Consider the following 16,838-nt stretch of genomic DNA (forward strand, 5'->3'; position numbering starts at 1 on the left):
GCAGTCTTGAAACATACGGAAAACTGTTTTGCTGCCTTCAGCTGGCCGGCGTCATGCAAACCCGCGAAGTAGAGCGGTTCTTCTATAGAAGAAAGCCATACGAAAGCAGTTTTTTTTTCACCTCGTTATGTTATAATACGGAACGTTTCGTTTAATAAGAATCTAGGGCGATCTTTGCTCTTGAAAGCAAAAGATCGAGGCCTTGAATTCGAAGCTGTATTTGCCTAAGGCCCCGTATTATCTGGCTATTAGGCAATAATTAAAAAATCTAGATGGATCGGTACAAGAAATTCGTAGATCTCTTTAGAATGAAACGAAACGGACCGTTTCATTTCGATTCGGGGGAATCCTATACCCTGCGTTGCGTTTGTCAAGCGCCCTGCCTGGAGATTTTTTTATCGTGGCTCGTACACCATCTCGCAGCTCCATCGGCTCTTTGCGAAGTCCTCATACTCATAAAGCCATCCTCACTTCCACCATCGAAATCCTCAAGGAATGCGGCTATTCCGGGCTCAGTATCGAGTCTGTGGCTCGTCGAGCCGGTGCCAGCAAACCGACGATCTACCGCTGGTGGACGAACAAAGCGGCGTTGATCGCAGAAGTCTACGAAAACGAGAGCGAGCAAGTCAGAAAGACTCCTGATCTCGGCTCGTTCAAGAAAGATCTCGATTTTTTGCTGCACAATCTCTGGAAAGTCTGGAGAGAAACCATTTGCGGGGAGGCTTTCCGTTGCGTGATAGCTGAAGCGCAACTGGATCCAGCAACATTGATCCAGCTCAAGGATCAGTTCATGGAGCGCAGGAGGGAGTTGCCAAGAAAGCTGGTGGAAAATGCCATCAGCAATGGTGAGTTGCCCAAGGACACCAACCGTGAATTGTTGCTCGATATGATCTTCGGTTTTTGCTGGTATCGACTGCTGACCGAGCAGTTGACGATGGAGCAGGACATCGAGGAGTTCACTTCCATGCTGATCAACGGTGTTTGCCCTGGTGCACAACGTTGATTCATTCCAACCAATGAGCCCGCGAATATCGCGGGCTCATTGGTTTTGTGCGTCAAGCTGAAGGTTTCGCGAACTCCCGATACAGGTCCGGAAGAAAGCTGGCCAGGTGGTTGAACTCGCACATGTCGTGTACGGCGAATTCATAGGCCAGGGTTTCCAGCTCGGTGGCACCCAGGCCGTTTTCCCCCAGGATGGCCGCCGCCTTGTCTGCCCCGGGAAAGCGGGCCATCGAAGGATGCGCGCCGATCCAGTAGCGGCTGGTCAGGTACATGCCGCCCGGCACTTCCTTGAACAAGTGCACCATCAATGACACCGGAACCTGTGGATGATCGGCCAGGCTCATCAGGGCGCTGACGCTGCCGTCGATTTTCGCTTCGCGATAAAGATCGGGGTCCAGGCCCAGCTTGCCTGGCTCCTGGAAGTCGATATGCAGGTGCATCAGGCGGTCGCCGACATACTCGGAGGCGCAGAAGGTGTTGCCATATAGCCGCTCTTCGAAGCTCAAGGATTCGTCGCACAGGCGCTGATGGTTCACGCAGGGGTTGCTCACATGGGCGTAGGGGAACCACAGGGTGTAGCGCTCCGACTCCAGCGGGTGCCACATGAACCACCACTTGAACATCTCGGCTGTGCAGCTGGGAAAGAACTTGCGGCTTTGCACATAGGCCATCGGCCCCGGCAGCAGGGCATAGCCGGACTCCTCGCTGACGAAGTCCGGATCGAGCAGGCGGTTGATGTCCTCGATGCTCGGGGTGAGGGTGTCCTTCAGGGGCATGGGGCCTTGCTGGATCTTGCGCACCGCGGACAGCGGCACCTGCATGTCCCCGCGAAAGTACTTGGCATAGGGCTTGTTCCTGACCTCCGCCTGGTTGTGCAGGAACAGCTTCTGCATGGGCAGGGAGAAGTAGGTGAAGGGGGTCATGACGCGTGCTTCCATGCTGATATCCTTTGGCTGAATAGACGAGTAGCCGCCACTTCACAGCAACCTTGGATCCTGGTTGAACGAGAAACTGGCGCTTTGTAGCTAAGCAGTCCATAAACAAAAGTCAAATTTGAATTTAACTTAGTGAGGAGCTCATGGTCGTTCCCGTTTCCCCGCAGGCAGCTGTAGCTCGTGCACCGCGCCAGGATGGCCAGGCGACTCGCCAGCAGATTCTGGAGATGGCCGGCCAACTGTTTGCCGAGCTGGGGTATGCCAATACCACCAGCAAGCAGATCTGCGAGAGTTCCAGGGCCAACAATGCGTCGGTCAATTATCACTTCGAGAACAAGGACGGCCTGTATCGGGCGGTGTTGCGCGAGGCTCATGATCGCCTGGTTGGAATAGAAACCATGATCAGCCTGAGCGAGAGCCAGCAAAGCCCTGAAGACAAGCTGCGGGCGATCATCACCATGCTGATCGAGGGCCTTGGGAGCGCGCGCCAGGGCTGGGCCTTGAAGGTGCTGACCCGCGAGCTGCTGTCGCCCTCTTCGGTCTTGCCCGAGGTGCTCGAGGAGCAGGCCTTCCCGAAGGCGCTGATCGTGCGCACCATCCTTGGTCAGATCATGCAGCGCTCGCCCGACGATCCAGCCACCTTGCGCTGTGCGGTCAACGTATTCGCGCCCTGCCTGTTCCTGCTGATCGCCCATGGCCAGTTACAGCGCAATGTGCTGCCCGGCTTGCAGCTCGATCCGCCCGAGTTGATCGAGCACATGATGAGCTACGCGCTGGCCGGTTTGCAGGCGGTGTCCCGGACTGCCCAGACCGGCTAGGAATTGGCCTGGCAAAAAAAACGCCGACCCTGTGGTCGGCGTTTGCTGTCGGCCATCCCTGGGACGATCCTTACTCCTGGGCGACGGCGTTCTTCGCCAGGATGGCGTTGGCCAATTCCATGTCGCTGGCCTGCAGGCCAGGGTTCTCGGCGCGGACCTTCTGGATCGCGGCCTCCAGGTACGGGCCGCGAATGCTGCCCTGGCTGGCGACGAAGCTGCCAGCGTCGTCCTGGGCGGCGACGATCAGCTTGTGGTCCTTGAAGGTCAGGTAGGTGGAACCTGTGGTCGCACCGGAGGAAATGACGTTACGCCAGAAGGTGTCGGCCATTGCCGAACCTACGGGGAGCGACAGCAGGGCAATTGTGACGACAGCTGTTTTCAGACGCATGATGGGTGACTCCGACTAGGGGGGAACTACAGGGTTTGATTCTAGTTTCCGCGGTCGAGTTCCGTGACTGTTCAGTCGAGATTTTCGACCAGCAGGATCGCCCCTTCCTGGCCCACCACCCGGACCCGCGCGCCTTCCGGGGCGTCGGCACCCTTGGCGATCCAGACGCCATCGGCAACCTTGATCCGGCCCCGGCCGTTGACGATCGCCTGATGCACCACGAAGGTCTTGCCGATCAGCTCGCGGCCCCGCAGGTTGAGGTTCGGCTGGTCGCTGGCGCGGATCGCGCTGCGCTGGCGTCGCCACCAGTACAGGGCCGTCAGCAGCGACAGCAGGCCGAATAGCAGCAATTGAACTTCCCACGCCAGGCTCGGGACCAGGAACGCCAGGACCCCCACGCAAATCGCCGCCAAGCCGATCCATAGCAGGTAGCCGCCGGCACCGAACACCTCGAAGATCAACAGGATGGTGCCCAGGGCCAGCCAGTCCCAGAACGACAGTGCTTGCAGGAATGCCGACATGACGCTTGCCTCAGGTCTTCTTGCCGTCGAAGGTGGCCTTGACGATCTCGCTGATGCCGCCCACGGCGCCTATCACCTGGCTGGCCTCCAGCGGCATCAGGATCACCTTGCTGTTGTTGGCCGAGGCCAGCTTGCCCAGGGTATCGACGTATTTTTGCGCCACGAAGTAGTTGATCGCCTGGACGTTGCCGCTGGCGATGGCTGCGGACACCACCTGGGTCGCCCGGGCCTCGGCCTCTGCCTGGCGCTCCCGGGCTTCGGACTCGAGGAAGGCCGCCTGGCGCTCGCCCTCGGCTTCCAGGATCTGTGCCTGCTTCTTGCCCTCGGCGGTAAGGATGGCCGCCGCCCGCAGGCCCTCGGCCTCGAGGATTTGCGCACGCTTGACCCGTTCGGCCTTCATCTGTCCGGACATGGCGGCCATCAGGTCGGCCGGCGGGCTGATGTCCTTGATCTCGATACGGGTGATCTTGATCCCCCAGGGCGCGGTGGCTTCGTCCACGGTCTTCAGCAGTTTCTCGTTGATCGCGTCACGTTGGCTGAGCATCGCGTCCAGTTCCATGGAGCCCAGCACGGTGCGGATGTTGGTCTGCAACAGGTTGCGCACGGCATGCTCGAGGTTGTTGACCTCATAGGCGGCCTGGGCGGTGTTGACCACCTGGAAGAAGCACACCGCGTCGATCTGCACCGTGGCGTTGTCGGATGTGATGACCTCCTGGGGCGGGATGTCCAGGACATTCTCCATGACGTTGAGCTTGCGCCCGATACGGTCCATCACCGGGATGATGATGTTCAGCCCTGGCTTGAGGGTGGTGGTGTAGCGGCCGAAACGCTCCACGGTCCACTGGTAGCCCTGGGGCACTACCTTGAAGCCCATGAACACCAGGGCCACGGCCAGGCCCACGAAAAGTAGCAGCACGCTTGTGATCTGCATCAGGCTCACCTGTTCACTGTTGGTTCATGGGGCCGGCCTCGGCTTCACAGCTGGAAGCGCGTGACCGAGGTCTGCAGGGTGGCTACCGAACTCTCCATCTGTTCCACGGTGAGGCTCAGGTCACGCATGGCCTGGCTGTTGCGCCGGGCCACTTCACTGATCATCTCCACCCGCTGGGCGACTTCGCTGCTGGCCTTGGATTGTTCGCCGATGGTGTGGGAGATCTCCTGGACCATCAGCGCCGAGCGCTGGGCGCCCTGGCGGATCTCGTTGATCGACGTGCCCGCCTGCTGGGCCATGTGCACCCCGTCGTTCACCCGGCTGACTCCGGTCTGCATGCTGCTGACCGCTTGCTCGGTGGTTTCCCGGATGCGCTGGATCATGCCGGTGATCTCCTGGGTCGATTGCGCGGTTCGTGCCGCCAGGTTACGGACCTCGTCGGCGACCACTGCGAAGCCGCGTCCGGCCTCGCCGGCCCTGGCGGCCTCGATGGCGGCGTTGAGCGCCAACAGGTTGGTTTGCTCGGCGATGCTGTTGATCACCTGGATGATCGAGTGGATTTCTTCGGAGGACTGGCCCAGGGCGGTGATGCTTTCAGAGGACTGGTTGACCGCCTCGGCAATCTGGCTCATGCCGTCCACCACCCCGAGTATCACTTGGCCGCCGCTGCCGGCCAGGGATTCGGACTGGGCCGAGATGCTCTGGGCATTACGCGCATGTTCGGCGACCTGGGCGATGTTGCTGATCATCTGCTCCATGGCCGCCGCCATGTTGGTGGCGCCATCGGCCTGCTCGCTGGCGCCGTCGGCGATGTTCGACGAGGTACCGCTGAGGCTGTGGGAGCGGCCACGCAGTTCCTCGCTTTCATGGCGGATGGTGGTGATCATCCGCCGCAGGTTGTCCTGCATTTCGCCCAGGGCCTGTTGCAGCTGGCCGGCTTCGTCGTGGCTGTCGACGCTGATGCTGCGGGTCAGGTCGCCCTGGGCAATGGCCCGGGCCGTGGCCACTGACTTCTCCAGGGGCTTGAGCACGCGGTTGAGCAGTTGCCGGGTCAGCAGGCACAGGGCCAGGGCGGCGCACAGGCTGCCACCGATCAGCCAGCCGGCGGCCTGGCGCACGGCCGTTTCGCTACGGTCGCGGGTTTGCGCGCTGCTGGCTTCGATCTTGCTGCTCAGTGCCTCGTTGCGGGTTTCCACTTCCGTGAAGCGCTGGGAGAACTCCGCCATCTGCAGGCGTGCGGCCTGGGGATCCTTGAGGGCCAGCCCGGCAATGTCCTGGGCTGCCCGGATGTAGTTCTCCAGCACCGGCTGCAGTTCGGCGATAGCCTCGCGGATATCCGGCGCCAGGGGCAGCCGGGCATTCTCGGCCAGGGACTTGCGGAACCAGTCGCCATGCTCGCGCAGGCTGTCGCGCACCTCGTTGCCCGCCGCCTCGTCACCGGGCTGGCTGCTCAGCGCTTGCAGCACATCGGCCCGCAGGGCGTCATGCATCATGTCGGCTTCCAGGTGGTTGCGCAGGGCGCTGGCATTGAGTTCGTTGTCATGCAGGGCGCTGGCCAGGCGCGACTGGCCCCAGAGGCCGATACCGGCCACCAGGGCGATAGCCAGTAGGCTGATGGCCCCTGAAGTGATCATGTTGTGGCGGATGTTCATGCCCGGCTCCCTGCACGTTTCGGCTGTGCCTAAAGCGTAGTCCAGCCCTTGGGGCGCGCCCTCGTGGCACTATCAGGACTCGTTACAGGGCGTGACCCGCAGGGCTTCCTCCAGGCTGGTCAGCCCTTGCGTCACCTTCTGTGCGGCTGCCAGGCGCAAGCTGCGCATACCGTCGGCAGCAGCTTGGCGGCGCAGCCTGGCCAGGTCGAGGTCCGGCTGGATCAGGGGCCTCAGGGCATCGTTCAAGCGCATGATTTCGTAGATCCCGACCCGCCCGCGGTAGCCGGTGCCCCGGCACTCGGCGCAGCCTATGGCGCGGTGGGCGTGCAGGGACGCCGGCAGTCGTTCGGCCGGGGCCAGGCTGCGCCATTGATCCGCGTCGAGAACCACCGGTTGCTTACAGTGCCGGCACAGGGTGCGCACCAGGCGCTGGGCCATGACCCCGAGCAGCGTGGCCTTGATCAAGTAGTGCGGCACGCCCAGTTCCAGCAGGCGGCTGATGGCGCCCGGGGCATCGTTGGTATGCAGGGTGGACAGCACCAGGTGCCCGGTGAGGGCAGCCTGGATGGCCATCTCGGCGGTTTCCAGGTCGCGGATCTCGCCGATCATGATGATGTCCGGATCCTGGCGCAGCAGCGCACGCACACCGCTGGAGAAGCCCAGGTCGATGTTGTGCCGGACCTGCATCTGGTTGAAGGACGGCTCGATCATCTCGATCGGGTCCTCGATGGTGCACAGGTTGACCTGGGGCGTGGCCAGCTTCTTCAGGGTGGCGTAGAGGGTGCTGGTCTTGCCCGAGCCGGTGGGGCCGGTGACCAGGATGATGCCGTGGGCCTGGGCGGTCATGGCTTGCCAGCACGCCAGGTCCTCGGCGGCGAAACCCAGCTGGTCGAAGTCCCTGAGCAGGACCTGGGGATCGAAGATGCGCATCACCAGTTTCTCGCCGAAGGCGGTGGGCAGGGTCGAGAGCCGCAGCTCGACGGCGTTGCCCTCGGGAGTGAGGGTCTTGATCCGGCCATCCTGGGGCTTGCGACGTTCCGCGACGTTCATCCGGCCCAGGCTCTTGAGGCGGCTGACGATGGCCTGGGTCACATGGGGTTCGAAGGCATAGACCTCGTGCAGCAGGCCGTCGATGCGCAAGCGCAGGTTGCCCTGTTCACGCCGAGGTTCGATATGGATATCGCTGGCTCGCTGTGCGAAGGCGTATTGCAGCAGCCAGTCGACGATATTGACGATGTGGGCGTCGTCGGCGTCCGGCGCCTGGCCGCTGTTGCCTGGTTTGAGCAATTGCTCGAAGTTGCCGGGGCCGTTGCCCCGATGTTCGTTGCTGGCGCCGCTGACCGACCTGGCAAGGCGATAGAACTCCAGGGTCAGGTGACGGATCTGCGCCGGGCTGGCCAGCACCCGCCGCACGGAGCGCTTCAGGGCATGGGCCAGGTCGGCTTCCCAGGCGCTGACATAGGGCTGGGCGCTGGCCACGGTCACGCTCAGGGTATCCACGGCGATGGCGAGGATTCCGTGTCGCTGGGCGAACGCCCGGGACATCAGCGGGGTGATGGCGACTGCATCGATCTGCAGTGGGTCGAGGCGTAGATAGGGCTGGCCGGCTTCCTGGGCGAGCCAGGCGGTGAGGCTGTCCAGGTCCAGCTGGCGGCCCGGCCGATGCAGGTCTGGCAATTGCTGTTCGGCAATGTTTTCCAGCGGGTGCCGGGGTTCTCCGATGTCATGTTGCCTTGCCGCCATGACCTGCCCGGCGGCTTCCTGGCTGATCCGCCCCTGGGCCTGCAAGTCGCGCAGCAGCTTGCCCAGCTCCAGCTTGCGATCCCGGGGCAGATGGTTGGCACCCATGGGGTTCTCCCTGCTCGTGGTCGAGAGCCGACCGGAACAGCCAAGGGTAGCCCCGAGTAGCGCCGGGGCGGCCAACCAAGGGTTGCAGGATTTTGCCGGCTTCAGCCAGCGGCTTGCAGGCGCATGGGTTCCAGTTGTTGCAGCTCGACCGAGCAGACGCACACCAGGTTGCGCAGTTTTTCGGCAATCACTCCGGCGCGATGCCAGCTCAAGCCTGCAAGCTCCACTTCCATGTGCAGCATATCGTCCTGCTGTTGCATCGAGATCCGTTGTGGCACCAGGAACTGCAAGGCGAAATGGTTGAGGACCCGGCACAGCACATCGGCTTCGGCGTCGGCTGCCAACTGGTATTGCACGCGACAATGGGCCTGGCTGGGGCTCCAGACATCAGGACGGGGCGAGGGGCCAAAGGCGGTGTCGAGCGAGGGCATGGTGGTCTCCAATTCAATGGAGAAATTTTTACATTCGGTTTCGGGTATTTCTTATCTAAGATTGATCATTATTCAAATTTATTGAATTTAAATATTCGCGATTTAACCAATATGGAGATTATTCATGCATAGCGAGCTGGACGCCTATGACCGCCGGATTCTCGCCCTCTTGCAGGAAGATGCCTCGCTATCCAGCGCGCAGATCGCCGAGCAGGTGGGATTGTCGCAGTCGCCATGCTGGCGGCGGATCCAGCGTTTGAAGGAGGAAGGGGTGATTCGCGGCCAGGTGACCTTGCTGGATCGCAAGAAGATCGGGCTGAACACGCAGATCTTCGCCGAGATCAAGCTCAATGCCCACGGTCGCTCCAACTTCACCGAGTTCACCGAGGCGATCCGTGGTTTCCCGGAAGTGCTGGAGTGCTACGTGCTGATGGGAGCGGTGGACTTCTTGCTGCGGGTGGTGGCGGCAGATATCGAGGCCTACGAGCGCTTCTTCTTCGAGAAGCTGTCCATGGTGCCGGGTATCCAGGAGGTGAACTCGATCGTTGCCCTGTCGGAGATCAAGTCCACCACCAGCCTGCCGCTGCTGCGCTGATCACATGCGCAGCAGGGTCTTCCAGGCACGGTTCTGGAAGACCGCGATGGCTTGCTGCTTGCGTGCCGCCAGGGCTTCGTCGCTGATCGGCTCGTTGGCCAGCTGCGCCAGCTTGTTCAGCTCACCATAGAGGCGGTCCAGCTCGGGGATCTCCAGCACGCTGCGGGCGTGGTGCAGCCAGGCCTGGATGCGCTCGATGCGCGGCAGTTGCTCGGCCAGGTCCTCGGGTTGCTGCTGGTAGCGCGGCAATTGCAGGGACGTGGCTTCTTCGGCCAGCAGGCGTGGCAGCCAGCTGTCCAGGCGCGCGGCACCCTGGCGATTGCCCCGGGTGTTGCGCTCGGCGGTCCAGGCCCGGGCCAGCAGCCAGCGCGAGGTATTCAGCGAGAACAGGCCCCAGCGCACGTCTTGCAGTTCTTCGATGAACTGTTCCGGAGCGGCCTTGCGCACGTCTTCGTCATCGAGGCCGGCTTGTACCAGCGGACGCCAGTCTTCGAGCAGCGCGTCCAGGGCGCTGCGCAGTTCGGCGGTGGACTGGCGTGGCGCTGCCTGGCCCAGGCTGCTGGCCAGGGCGCGCAATTCGGCGAGGTTTTCCACCCAATCCTGCAGCAGGCGCCAGTGGCCGTTGAAGCGGTACTGTTCGGCCAGGCGCTGGCTGCTGCCCAGCAGGTGCCAGGCCAGGGCAGCGAAGGCTTCGTCCAGCGATGTTTCGGCAGTCAGTTGCGGAGCCGGCAGGCTCAGGGTGTAGCTGCCGGCATCGAACAGGCGGTAGCCACGCTCGGCCTTGCTGATATCGCAGGGCATCAGCGGCAGGGTCATGGCCAGTTCCGAGGCCAGTTCCAGCAGGGCGGCCGGTTCGCCTTCGCGCAGTTCCAGCTCCAGCTCGCAGATCTCTTCCTTGTGCTTGCCGGCGACCACCTGGCCCAGGTCCAGGGCCGCTTCGATCACCACCTTGGCCTTGCCGCGACCCCAGGCGATTTCCGCGCGCTCGCGGACGAAATCGGTGGTGAACATCGGCTTGAGGGTCTTCTTGTCCAGCTCGGCCAGGGCTTCGGGCCAACATTGATCGTCGAGCTTCTTCAGGTCGAGCTTGGCCTTGGGTAGCTGCCAGTCGTACTCGTTGCGTACGGACAGGCCGGCGATGCTCTGGCCACGAGTCTTGAGGGTCTGGATCACCACGTCGCCATCGCGGCGCAGGCGCAGGGCCACCTTGGCCTGGGCCAGGTCGCGGTCCGGGCTGTCGAAGTACTGGTTCATCAGTTCACGGCGTTCCCAGCCACTTTTGTTGCGTTTCTTCAGCAGCGGGTGCTCGCGCAGGGCGGCGAGGGTCTCGCGGCTGGCGCGGAGTTTGATTTCGGTTTCTTTCTGCATGGCCGGACAATCCAGGATCGGGAGCGCAGCCGGGGAAGAGTTGGCTGCCAAGGTCGTGCAGTGTACAGGACAAGGCGTCGACAGGTGCCGCCGCGGTTCCTTCGGCGGGGCAACAGCCCCTATGATGGGCTTCGTCTTGGACATTCCGGAGCCCGCCCATGCCATTGCCATCGATGAAGGATCAATTCGCCGCGTTGATCGCCGCCCCTTCGGTGAGCTGCACCCAGCCCGCTCTGGACCAGTCCAACCGGCCAGTCATCGACCTGCTCGCCGCTTGGCTCGGCGACCTGGGTTTTGCCTGCGACATCCAGCAGGTCAGCCCCGGCAAGTTCAACCTGCTGGCCAGCTTCGGCAGTGGTCCTGGCGGCCTGGTGCTGTCCGGACACAGCGACACGGTGCCCTTCGACGCCGCGCTGTGGCAGACCGACCCACTGAAGCTGACCGAGGTCGACGGGCGCTGGGTCGGCCTTGGCAGCTGCGACATGAAGGGCTTCTTCGCCCTGGCCATCGAGGCGGTGCGGCCGTTGCTCGAGCAACCGTTCAAGCAGCCGTTGCTGATCCTGGCCACCTGCGATGAGGAAAGCTCCATGGCCGGAGCCCGGGCCCTGGCGGATGCCGGGCGGCCCCTGGGGCGTGCGGCGGTGATCGGCGAGCCCACCGGGCTCAAGCCGATCCGCCTGCACAAGGGGGTGATGATGGAGCGTATCGACATCCTCGGGCGCAGCGGCCATTCGTCGGATCCGAGCCTGGGGCACAGTGCCCTGGAGGCCATGCACGATGCCATCGGCGAACTGCGTGGCCTGCGCCTGCAGTGGCAGCGTGAGTTTCGCAATCCGCAATTTGGCGTGCCACAGCCGACCCTGAACTTCGGCTGCATTCACGGTGGCGACAACCCCAACCGTATCTGTGGCCAGTGTTCGCTGGAGTTCGACCTGCGGCCCCTGCCGGGCATGGACCCGCAAGCCCTGCGCGAGGCGATCCGGCAGAAGCTCAGGCCTGTGGCCGAACGGCACGAAGTGCAGATCGACTATGCGCCGCTGTTTCCTGCCGTTCCACCGTTCGAGCAGCCCGAGGACGCCGAGCTGGTGCGAGTGGCGGAGCGCTTGACCGGGCATCGTGCCGAAGCAGTGGCGTTCGGCACCGAAGCGCCTTATCTTCAGCGCCTTGGTTGCCAGACCCTGGTCCTTGGCCCAGGGGATATCGCCTGTGCCCACCAGCCGGGGGAGTACCTGGAAATGTCACGCTTGCAGCCTACCGTGCATCTATTACGGGAATTGATTGAACATTACTGCCTGAAGCCGGCCCAATTTCAGTAAATTGCCGTCGTCCCTGTCCGTACCCATGAGGAGAGTAAGCGTGTCGCCAAGCCTGTTCCGACGATAACCATCAGCCCGCTGTGCGTTTTCCGTTTCGTCCTTCCATAGGCTGCTTTTTATTTACAGGCTCAGGTTCATGCCCGAATACGTCAATTGGCTCCGCCACGCGTCTCCCTACATCAATGCCCACCGCGACTGCACCTTCGTGGTCATGCTTCCCGGCGACGGTGTTGAACATCCCAACTTCGGCAATATCGTCCACGACCTGGTGCTGCTGCACAGCCTGGGAGTGCGCCTGGTGCTGGTGCATGGTTCCCGTCCGCAGATCGAATCACGCCTTGCCGCCCGCGGCCTGACTCCGCATTACCACCACGGGATGCGGATCACCGATGCCGCCACCCTGGAGTGCGTGATCGACGCCGTGGGCCAACTGCGCATCGCCATCGAAGCGCGCCTGTCCATGGATATGGCCTCCTCGCCGATGCAGGGCTCGCGGCTGCGGGTCGCCAGCGGCAACCTGGTGACCGCGCGGCCGATCGGCGTGCTCGAAGGCGTCGACTACCACCACACCGGCGAGGTGCGCCGGGTCGATCGCAAGGGTATCAATCGCCTGCTGGACGAGCGTTCCATCGTCCTGTTGTCGCCCCTGGGATATTCGCCCACCGGGGAAACCTTCAACCTGGCCTGTGAAGATGTCGCCACTCGCGCGGCCATCGACCTGGGCGCCGACAAACTGTTGCTGTTCGGGGCGGATCCGGGCCTGCTGGACGAGAGCGGCAAGCTGGTGCGTGAGCTGCGTCCGCAGCAGGTTCCGGCTCATTTGCAGCGCCTGGGCGCGAACTACCAGGCCGAGCTGCTGGATGCGGCGGCCGAGGCTTGCCGGGGTGGGGTAGGGCGCAGCCATATCGTCAGCTATGCCGAGGATGGCGCCTTGTTGACCGAACTGTTCACCCGCGATGGCGGTGGCACCCTGGTGGCCCAGGAGCAGTTCGAGCGTGTGCGCGAAGCGGCGATCGAGGATGTCGGCGGCCTGCTGGACCTGATCAGCCCGCTGGAAGAGCAGGGCATCCTGGTGCGGCGTTCCCGCGAGGTGCTGGAGCGGGAGATCGAGCAGTTCAGCGTGGTCGAGCGCGAGGGCATGATCATCGCCTGCGCCGCGTTGTACCAGATCGCCGATTCCGACGCTGGCGAGCTGGCCTGCCTGGCGGTGAGCCCGGAGTATCGGCACGGCAAGCGTGGTGATGAACTGCTGGAAAGGATCGAGGCCCGGGCCCGGGCCCAGGGACTCAAGACCCTGTTCGTGCTCACCACGCGCACGGCCCACTGGTTCCGCGAGCGGGGCTTCGCGCCCAGCAGTGTGGAGCGCCTGCCATCGGCGCGGGCCTCGCTGTACAACTACCAGCGCAATTCGAAGATCTTCGAAAAAGCCCTCTGAAATCCTTCCTTCTGCTACACCAGCGCCGCGGTTCGATCATGGGATCGGATCGCGGCGCTGTGTATTTCAGAATAATTTCACTTCGATACTAAAACTGTAACAAATTGACGGGAGGATAGGCTCTTAGCCATGATTGCGTCGCTTTTTTGATCCCTTATGACGTTATTCATTGATCTGGCTAAGGGGCTGGAAGAGAGAGCGGCGGGAAAATATTTTTCAGGAATGGGCTCGCGAGGGTCTACGCTGGAGCTTTTGGCTGCCGGATGGCGAGCTTTATTCCTGAAGGGTATGAGAAAGAATGGAATAATTCTTTTTGGGTTTATGAGTTATTCATTAACCTGCATGGACCAAATAACTGCGATTAGACATTGGTCGAAGACACAGATCGTTACGATTGACTTGTCAGTCACGGTCTGGCGCTAATCGCACATCTGTGGCACCCGGGCGTATCGATCTGGGGCCAGGAACCACAAGAATTAGAAAACGAGAGGAGCGATACATGAACAAGTCCACCTTGGCCCTGGCTGTGGCCGTAGGGGTTTTGGCGCAGCAGGCAGGCGCCGCTGGTTTCATCGAGGACAGCAAGGCCACCCTGGGGCTGCGTAACTTCTATATCAATACCGATAACCGTGATGGCCAGCCATCGGCGACGTCCAACACCCGGAACAAAAACTCCGAGTGGGGCCAGGGCTTCGACCTGCGTTTCATCTCGGGTTATACCCAGGGCACCGTACAGTTCGGTGTTGATGCTATCGGCCTGTATGGCGTGCGCTTGGACTCTAGCCGTGCAGAGCATGGCAACTACACCGGTAGTGCTTCTGGCGGTACTGTTTTCCCAAGTGATGGCAACAAAGCTGTCCATGACTTCGCCAGCCTGGGCTTGACCGGCAAGGTCAAGATTTCCCAGACCGAGCTGAAGATCGGCACCCTGATGCCGAACAACCCGGTGATCAAGTACAACGACGGCCGCCTGCTGCCACAGACCTTCCAGGGCGGGCAGATCACCTCCAACGAAATCAAGGACCTGACCCTGACCGCAGGCCAGGTCGAGCGCGCCAAGGGCCGTAACTCGAGCAACAACGAAGGCTTGTCCATCGCTGGTGCCAACGGCAACTCGAACTACGATGCTGGCGAGTTCAGCAACAAGTTCTACTACGCAGGCGCGGACTACAAGATCACCAAGGATCTGACCGCTTCGTACTACTACGGCGAACTGAAGAACTTCTACAACCAGAACTTCCTCGGCCTGGTGCATAACTGGGCAATCGGCCCGGGCGTCCTGAAGAGCGACCTGCGCTACTACCGCAGCCGCGACGATGGCCGCAATGGCGATACCTCCAGCTACTACACCACTGGTTACTACGGCAACAAGGTCACCAAGGGCAAGGTCGACAACGACCTGTATAGCTACCTGGCCCTGTACTCGATCGAAGGCCATACCTTCGGTGCCGGCTACCAGTACACCAAGGGTGACAGCGACTTCCCTTGGCTGAACCAGGGCGATGGCTCGTCCAACAGCACCATCACCGACATGCAGATCCAGAAGTTCGCCCGCGCTGGCGAGCGTACCTGGCAAGTCCGCTACGGTTATGACTTCGCCAAGGTCGGCCTGCCAGGCCTGACCGCCAACGCGGTCTACCTGCGTGGCAACAACATCGATACCGCCCTGGGCAGCAAGACCGAGTGGGAGCGCGACCTGACCGTTGCCTATGTCATTCCGGAAGGCCCGCTGAAGAACCTGGGCTTTGCCTGGAAAAACGCCATGTGGCGTACCGACCTGGCCAATACTCGTTCCCAGGACGAAAACCGCCTGATCGTCAGCTACTCGATCCCGCTGCTGTAATCGGCAATAAAAAACCTCGCCCGGCGCAATGCCGGGCGAGGCTTCGTTCCAAGTCAGGCCCACCCCCGTGAGCCCTTCCTGAATTCCCCTCTTTCTTGCAGCTACTCAAGGCCTTCTCGAACCTTGTGGCCAAGAGTGTTCCCGGCCTGTCCGCGAGTCCAGTGAAGAGATTTTTAATATTCATTTTCGATCTTAATAAATCGATATTTATTCTTTTTAAATAAACTGCGCCCGAGGCAGAGTAGCGTCATCACGCACTCACAGGAGCAGCACCCATGAGCCTCAGACTGGGCGATATCGCCCCCGACTTCGAACAGGATTCCAGTGCCGGCAAGATTCGTTTCCACGAGTGGCTGGGCGATAGCTGGGGCGTGCTGTTTTCCCATCCGGCGGACTTCACCCCGGTTTGCACCACCGAGCTGGGTTTTACCGCCAAGCTCAAGGACGAATTCGCCCAGCGTGGGGTCAAGGCCATTGCCTTGTCGGTGGACCCGGTGGATTCCCATCACCGCTGGATCGAGGACATCAACGAGACCCAGGACACCCGGGTCAACTTCCCGATCCTGGCCGACGCCGACCGCAAGGTCTCGGACCTCTACGACCTGATCCATCCCAATGCCAGCGATACCCTGACCGTGCGCTCGCTGTTCATCATCGACCCGAACAAGAAAATCCGCCTGACCATCACCTACCCGGCCAGCACCGGGCGCAATTTCCACGAGATCCTGCGGGTGATCGACTCGCTGCAACTCACCGACAACTACAAGGTGGCCACCCCGGCCAACTGGCAGGACGGTGAGGAAGTGGTGATCGTGCCGTCTCTCAAGGACGAAGAGGAAATCAAGCGGCGTTTTCCCAAAGGCTATCGCGCGGTGAAGCCCTACCTGCGGCTGACTCCACAACCCAACCGTTGAGGCGCGTGACAGATCCACAAAGCAGGGGTTTTCAGGCCGTTTCGACGGCCTTTTTTTGGGCCTGCGAAACGGTGTTCCTTATATTCATATAAGGAATAAACAAATGAAAAAATAAGATTTATGGATATAAAAATAGACTGTTAAGGTCTGTTCAGTCCGGCGAGATCGCATCCCGCGAATCGCCCCAATCGCTCAAGGAATCCCTGCATGCTGGTGGTCTCTCTCGGTGGCAGTCCCAGCCAACGCTCCCGTTCCGGGGTGCTGCTGGAGTTGGCCAGGCGCTGGTTGCAGCAGCAGGGCGTAGAGGTGGTCAGCTACCAGGTGCGGGATTTCCCCGCCGAAGACCTGCTCCATGCCCGCTTCGACAGCCCCAGGATCATCGACCTGCTGCAGCAGATCGAACAGGCCGATGGTTTGCTGATCGCTACTCCGGTGTACAAGGCGTCTTTCTCCGGAGCGCTCAAGACCCTGCTCGACCTGCTGCCCGAGCGCGCCTTGCACCACAAGGTGGTGCTGCCCATGGCCACCGGCGGCAGCATCGCCCATATGCTGGCGGTGGATTACGCCTTGAAACCGGTGCTGTCGGCGCTCAAGGCCCAGGAAATGCTACAGGGCATCTTTGCCGAGGACAGTCAGATCGCCTATGGCGAAGGCAGCGCCCAGCCACAATTGGCCGAGGCCCTGGAGCAGCGCCTGCGCGAAGCCCTGGAGCAGTTCCACAGCGCCCTGGCGCGCCGACCCAGGCCGCTGGACCCGGGCCTGCTGAACGAACGCTTGCTCAGTGCTCGCTGGAGTATCTGAGCCACACCCCTGATTTGCATCACTGGCCTTACTCGCCCGC

16 protein-coding genes and 1 pseudogene are annotated in these 16,838 nt (G+C 61.7%); 8 read left to right on the top strand and 9 right to left on the bottom strand.

Going from position 1 to position 16,838, the window contains the following annotated elements:
* The first annotated feature begins 400 nt into the window (after positions 1–400).
* Entirely contained in the window at positions 401–1,003 is a 603-nt protein-coding gene (locus tag AC3WK8_RS22680; RefSeq protein ID WP_031320677.1) for a TetR/AcrR family transcriptional regulator, read from the top strand.
* A gap of 52 nt (positions 1,004–1,055) precedes the next feature.
* Here AC3WK8_RS22680 and phlG read toward each other — a convergent pair whose 3' ends face one another.
* On the bottom strand, positions 1,056–1,940 hold the full coding sequence (gene phlG / locus AC3WK8_RS22685) for a 2,4-diacetylphloroglucinol hydrolase (RefSeq protein ID WP_085594335.1): 885 nt from the start codon (positions 1,938–1,940) through the stop codon (positions 1,056–1,058).
* A gap of 140 nt (positions 1,941–2,080) precedes the next feature.
* Here phlG and AC3WK8_RS22690 point away from each other — a divergent pair, with 140 nt between their 5' ends.
* Positions 2,081–2,755: a TetR/AcrR family transcriptional regulator gene (locus AC3WK8_RS22690; protein WP_085594337.1), complete on the top strand. Its 675-nt coding sequence runs from the start codon at positions 2,081–2,083 to the stop codon at positions 2,753–2,755.
* 70 nt (positions 2,756–2,825) lie between these two features.
* Here the strand turns inward: AC3WK8_RS22690 and AC3WK8_RS22695 are convergent, their stop codons facing one another.
* From AC3WK8_RS22695 to AC3WK8_RS22725, 7 genes and pseudogenes are all read right to left on the bottom strand, one after another.
* Positions 2,826–3,143, bottom strand: a complete 318-nt coding sequence (locus AC3WK8_RS22695) for a DUF2388 domain-containing protein (RefSeq protein ID WP_031320675.1) — start codon at positions 3,141–3,143, stop codon at positions 2,826–2,828.
* Between the two features lie 71 nt (positions 3,144–3,214).
* Positions 3,215–3,664: an NfeD family protein gene (locus tag AC3WK8_RS22700; protein ID WP_103325911.1), complete on the bottom strand. Its 450-nt coding sequence runs from the start codon at positions 3,662–3,664 to the stop codon at positions 3,215–3,217.
* A 10-nt stretch (positions 3,665–3,674) separates the two neighbouring features.
* Positions 3,675–4,595: an SPFH domain-containing protein gene (locus AC3WK8_RS22705; RefSeq protein ID WP_022641726.1), complete on the bottom strand. Its 921-nt coding sequence runs from the start codon at positions 4,593–4,595 to the stop codon at positions 3,675–3,677.
* Positions 4,596–4,639: 44 nt separating this feature from the next.
* A complete protein-coding gene (locus AC3WK8_RS22710; RefSeq protein ID WP_371916602.1) occupies positions 4,640–5,503 on the bottom strand; it encodes a methyl-accepting chemotaxis protein in 864 nt (287 codons plus the stop codon).
* Positions 5,495–6,247 (bottom strand): annotated as a pseudogene (locus tag AC3WK8_RS22715) (HAMP domain-containing protein); the annotation flags it as partial. The pseudogene AC3WK8_RS22715 and the gene AC3WK8_RS22710, both read right to left, overlap by 9 nt.
* Before the next feature lie 72 nt (positions 6,248–6,319).
* Complete coding sequence (gene tfpB / locus AC3WK8_RS22720; RefSeq protein ID WP_085594343.1) at positions 6,320–8,095, bottom strand: type IV pilus assembly ATPase TfpB; 1,776 nt, start codon at positions 8,093–8,095, stop codon at positions 6,320–6,322.
* 101 nt (positions 8,096–8,196) lie between these two features.
* A complete protein-coding gene (locus AC3WK8_RS22725) occupies positions 8,197–8,526 on the bottom strand; it encodes an ACT-like domain-containing protein (protein WP_085594345.1) in 330 nt (109 codons plus the stop codon).
* 124 nt (positions 8,527–8,650) lie between these two features.
* On the opposite strand from AC3WK8_RS22725, the gene AC3WK8_RS22730 reads away from it, so the two are divergent.
* Positions 8,651–9,121: an Lrp/AsnC family transcriptional regulator gene (locus AC3WK8_RS22730; RefSeq protein ID WP_085594347.1), complete on the top strand. Its 471-nt coding sequence runs from the start codon at positions 8,651–8,653 to the stop codon at positions 9,119–9,121.
* Here the strand turns inward: AC3WK8_RS22730 and AC3WK8_RS22735 are convergent, their stop codons facing one another.
* The gene (locus AC3WK8_RS22735) at positions 9,122–10,489 is read right to left on the bottom strand and encodes a CYTH domain-containing protein (RefSeq protein WP_085594349.1); all 1,368 of its coding nucleotides are present in this window, start codon (positions 10,487–10,489) and stop codon (positions 9,122–9,124) included. It lies immediately after the preceding gene.
* A 158-nt stretch (positions 10,490–10,647) separates the two neighbouring features.
* Here AC3WK8_RS22735 and argE point away from each other — a divergent pair, with 158 nt between their 5' ends.
* The 5 genes from argE to ssuE all read left to right on the top strand — a co-directional run bounded on the left by argE (position 10,648) and on the right by ssuE (position 16,798).
* The gene (argE, locus tag AC3WK8_RS22740) at positions 10,648–11,805 is read left to right on the top strand and encodes an acetylornithine deacetylase (RefSeq protein WP_103325910.1); all 1,158 of its coding nucleotides are present in this window, start codon (positions 10,648–10,650) and stop codon (positions 11,803–11,805) included.
* 136 nt (positions 11,806–11,941) lie between these two features.
* Positions 11,942–13,240, top strand: coding sequence for an amino-acid N-acetyltransferase (gene argA / locus AC3WK8_RS22745; protein ID WP_053133808.1), 1,299 nt, complete (start codon positions 11,942–11,944; stop codon positions 13,238–13,240).
* 499 nt (positions 13,241–13,739) lie between these two features.
* Positions 13,740–15,083 carry an OprD family porin gene (locus AC3WK8_RS22750; protein ID WP_085594353.1) on the top strand — a complete coding sequence of 448 codons (1,344 nt, stop codon included), beginning with the start codon at positions 13,740–13,742 and terminating at the stop codon, positions 15,081–15,083.
* Positions 15,084–15,358: 275 nt separating this feature from the next.
* Entirely contained in the window at positions 15,359–15,997 is a 639-nt protein-coding gene (locus AC3WK8_RS22755) for a peroxiredoxin (protein WP_085594356.1), read from the top strand.
* Positions 15,998–16,204: 207 nt separating this feature from the next.
* Positions 16,205–16,798, top strand: coding sequence for an NADPH-dependent FMN reductase (gene ssuE, locus AC3WK8_RS22760; RefSeq protein ID WP_022641714.1), 594 nt, complete (start codon positions 16,205–16,207; stop codon positions 16,796–16,798).
* Positions 16,799–16,838 lie beyond the last annotated feature (40 nt).

It is taken from the genome of Pseudomonas sp. FW507-12TSA, assembly GCF_058781435.1.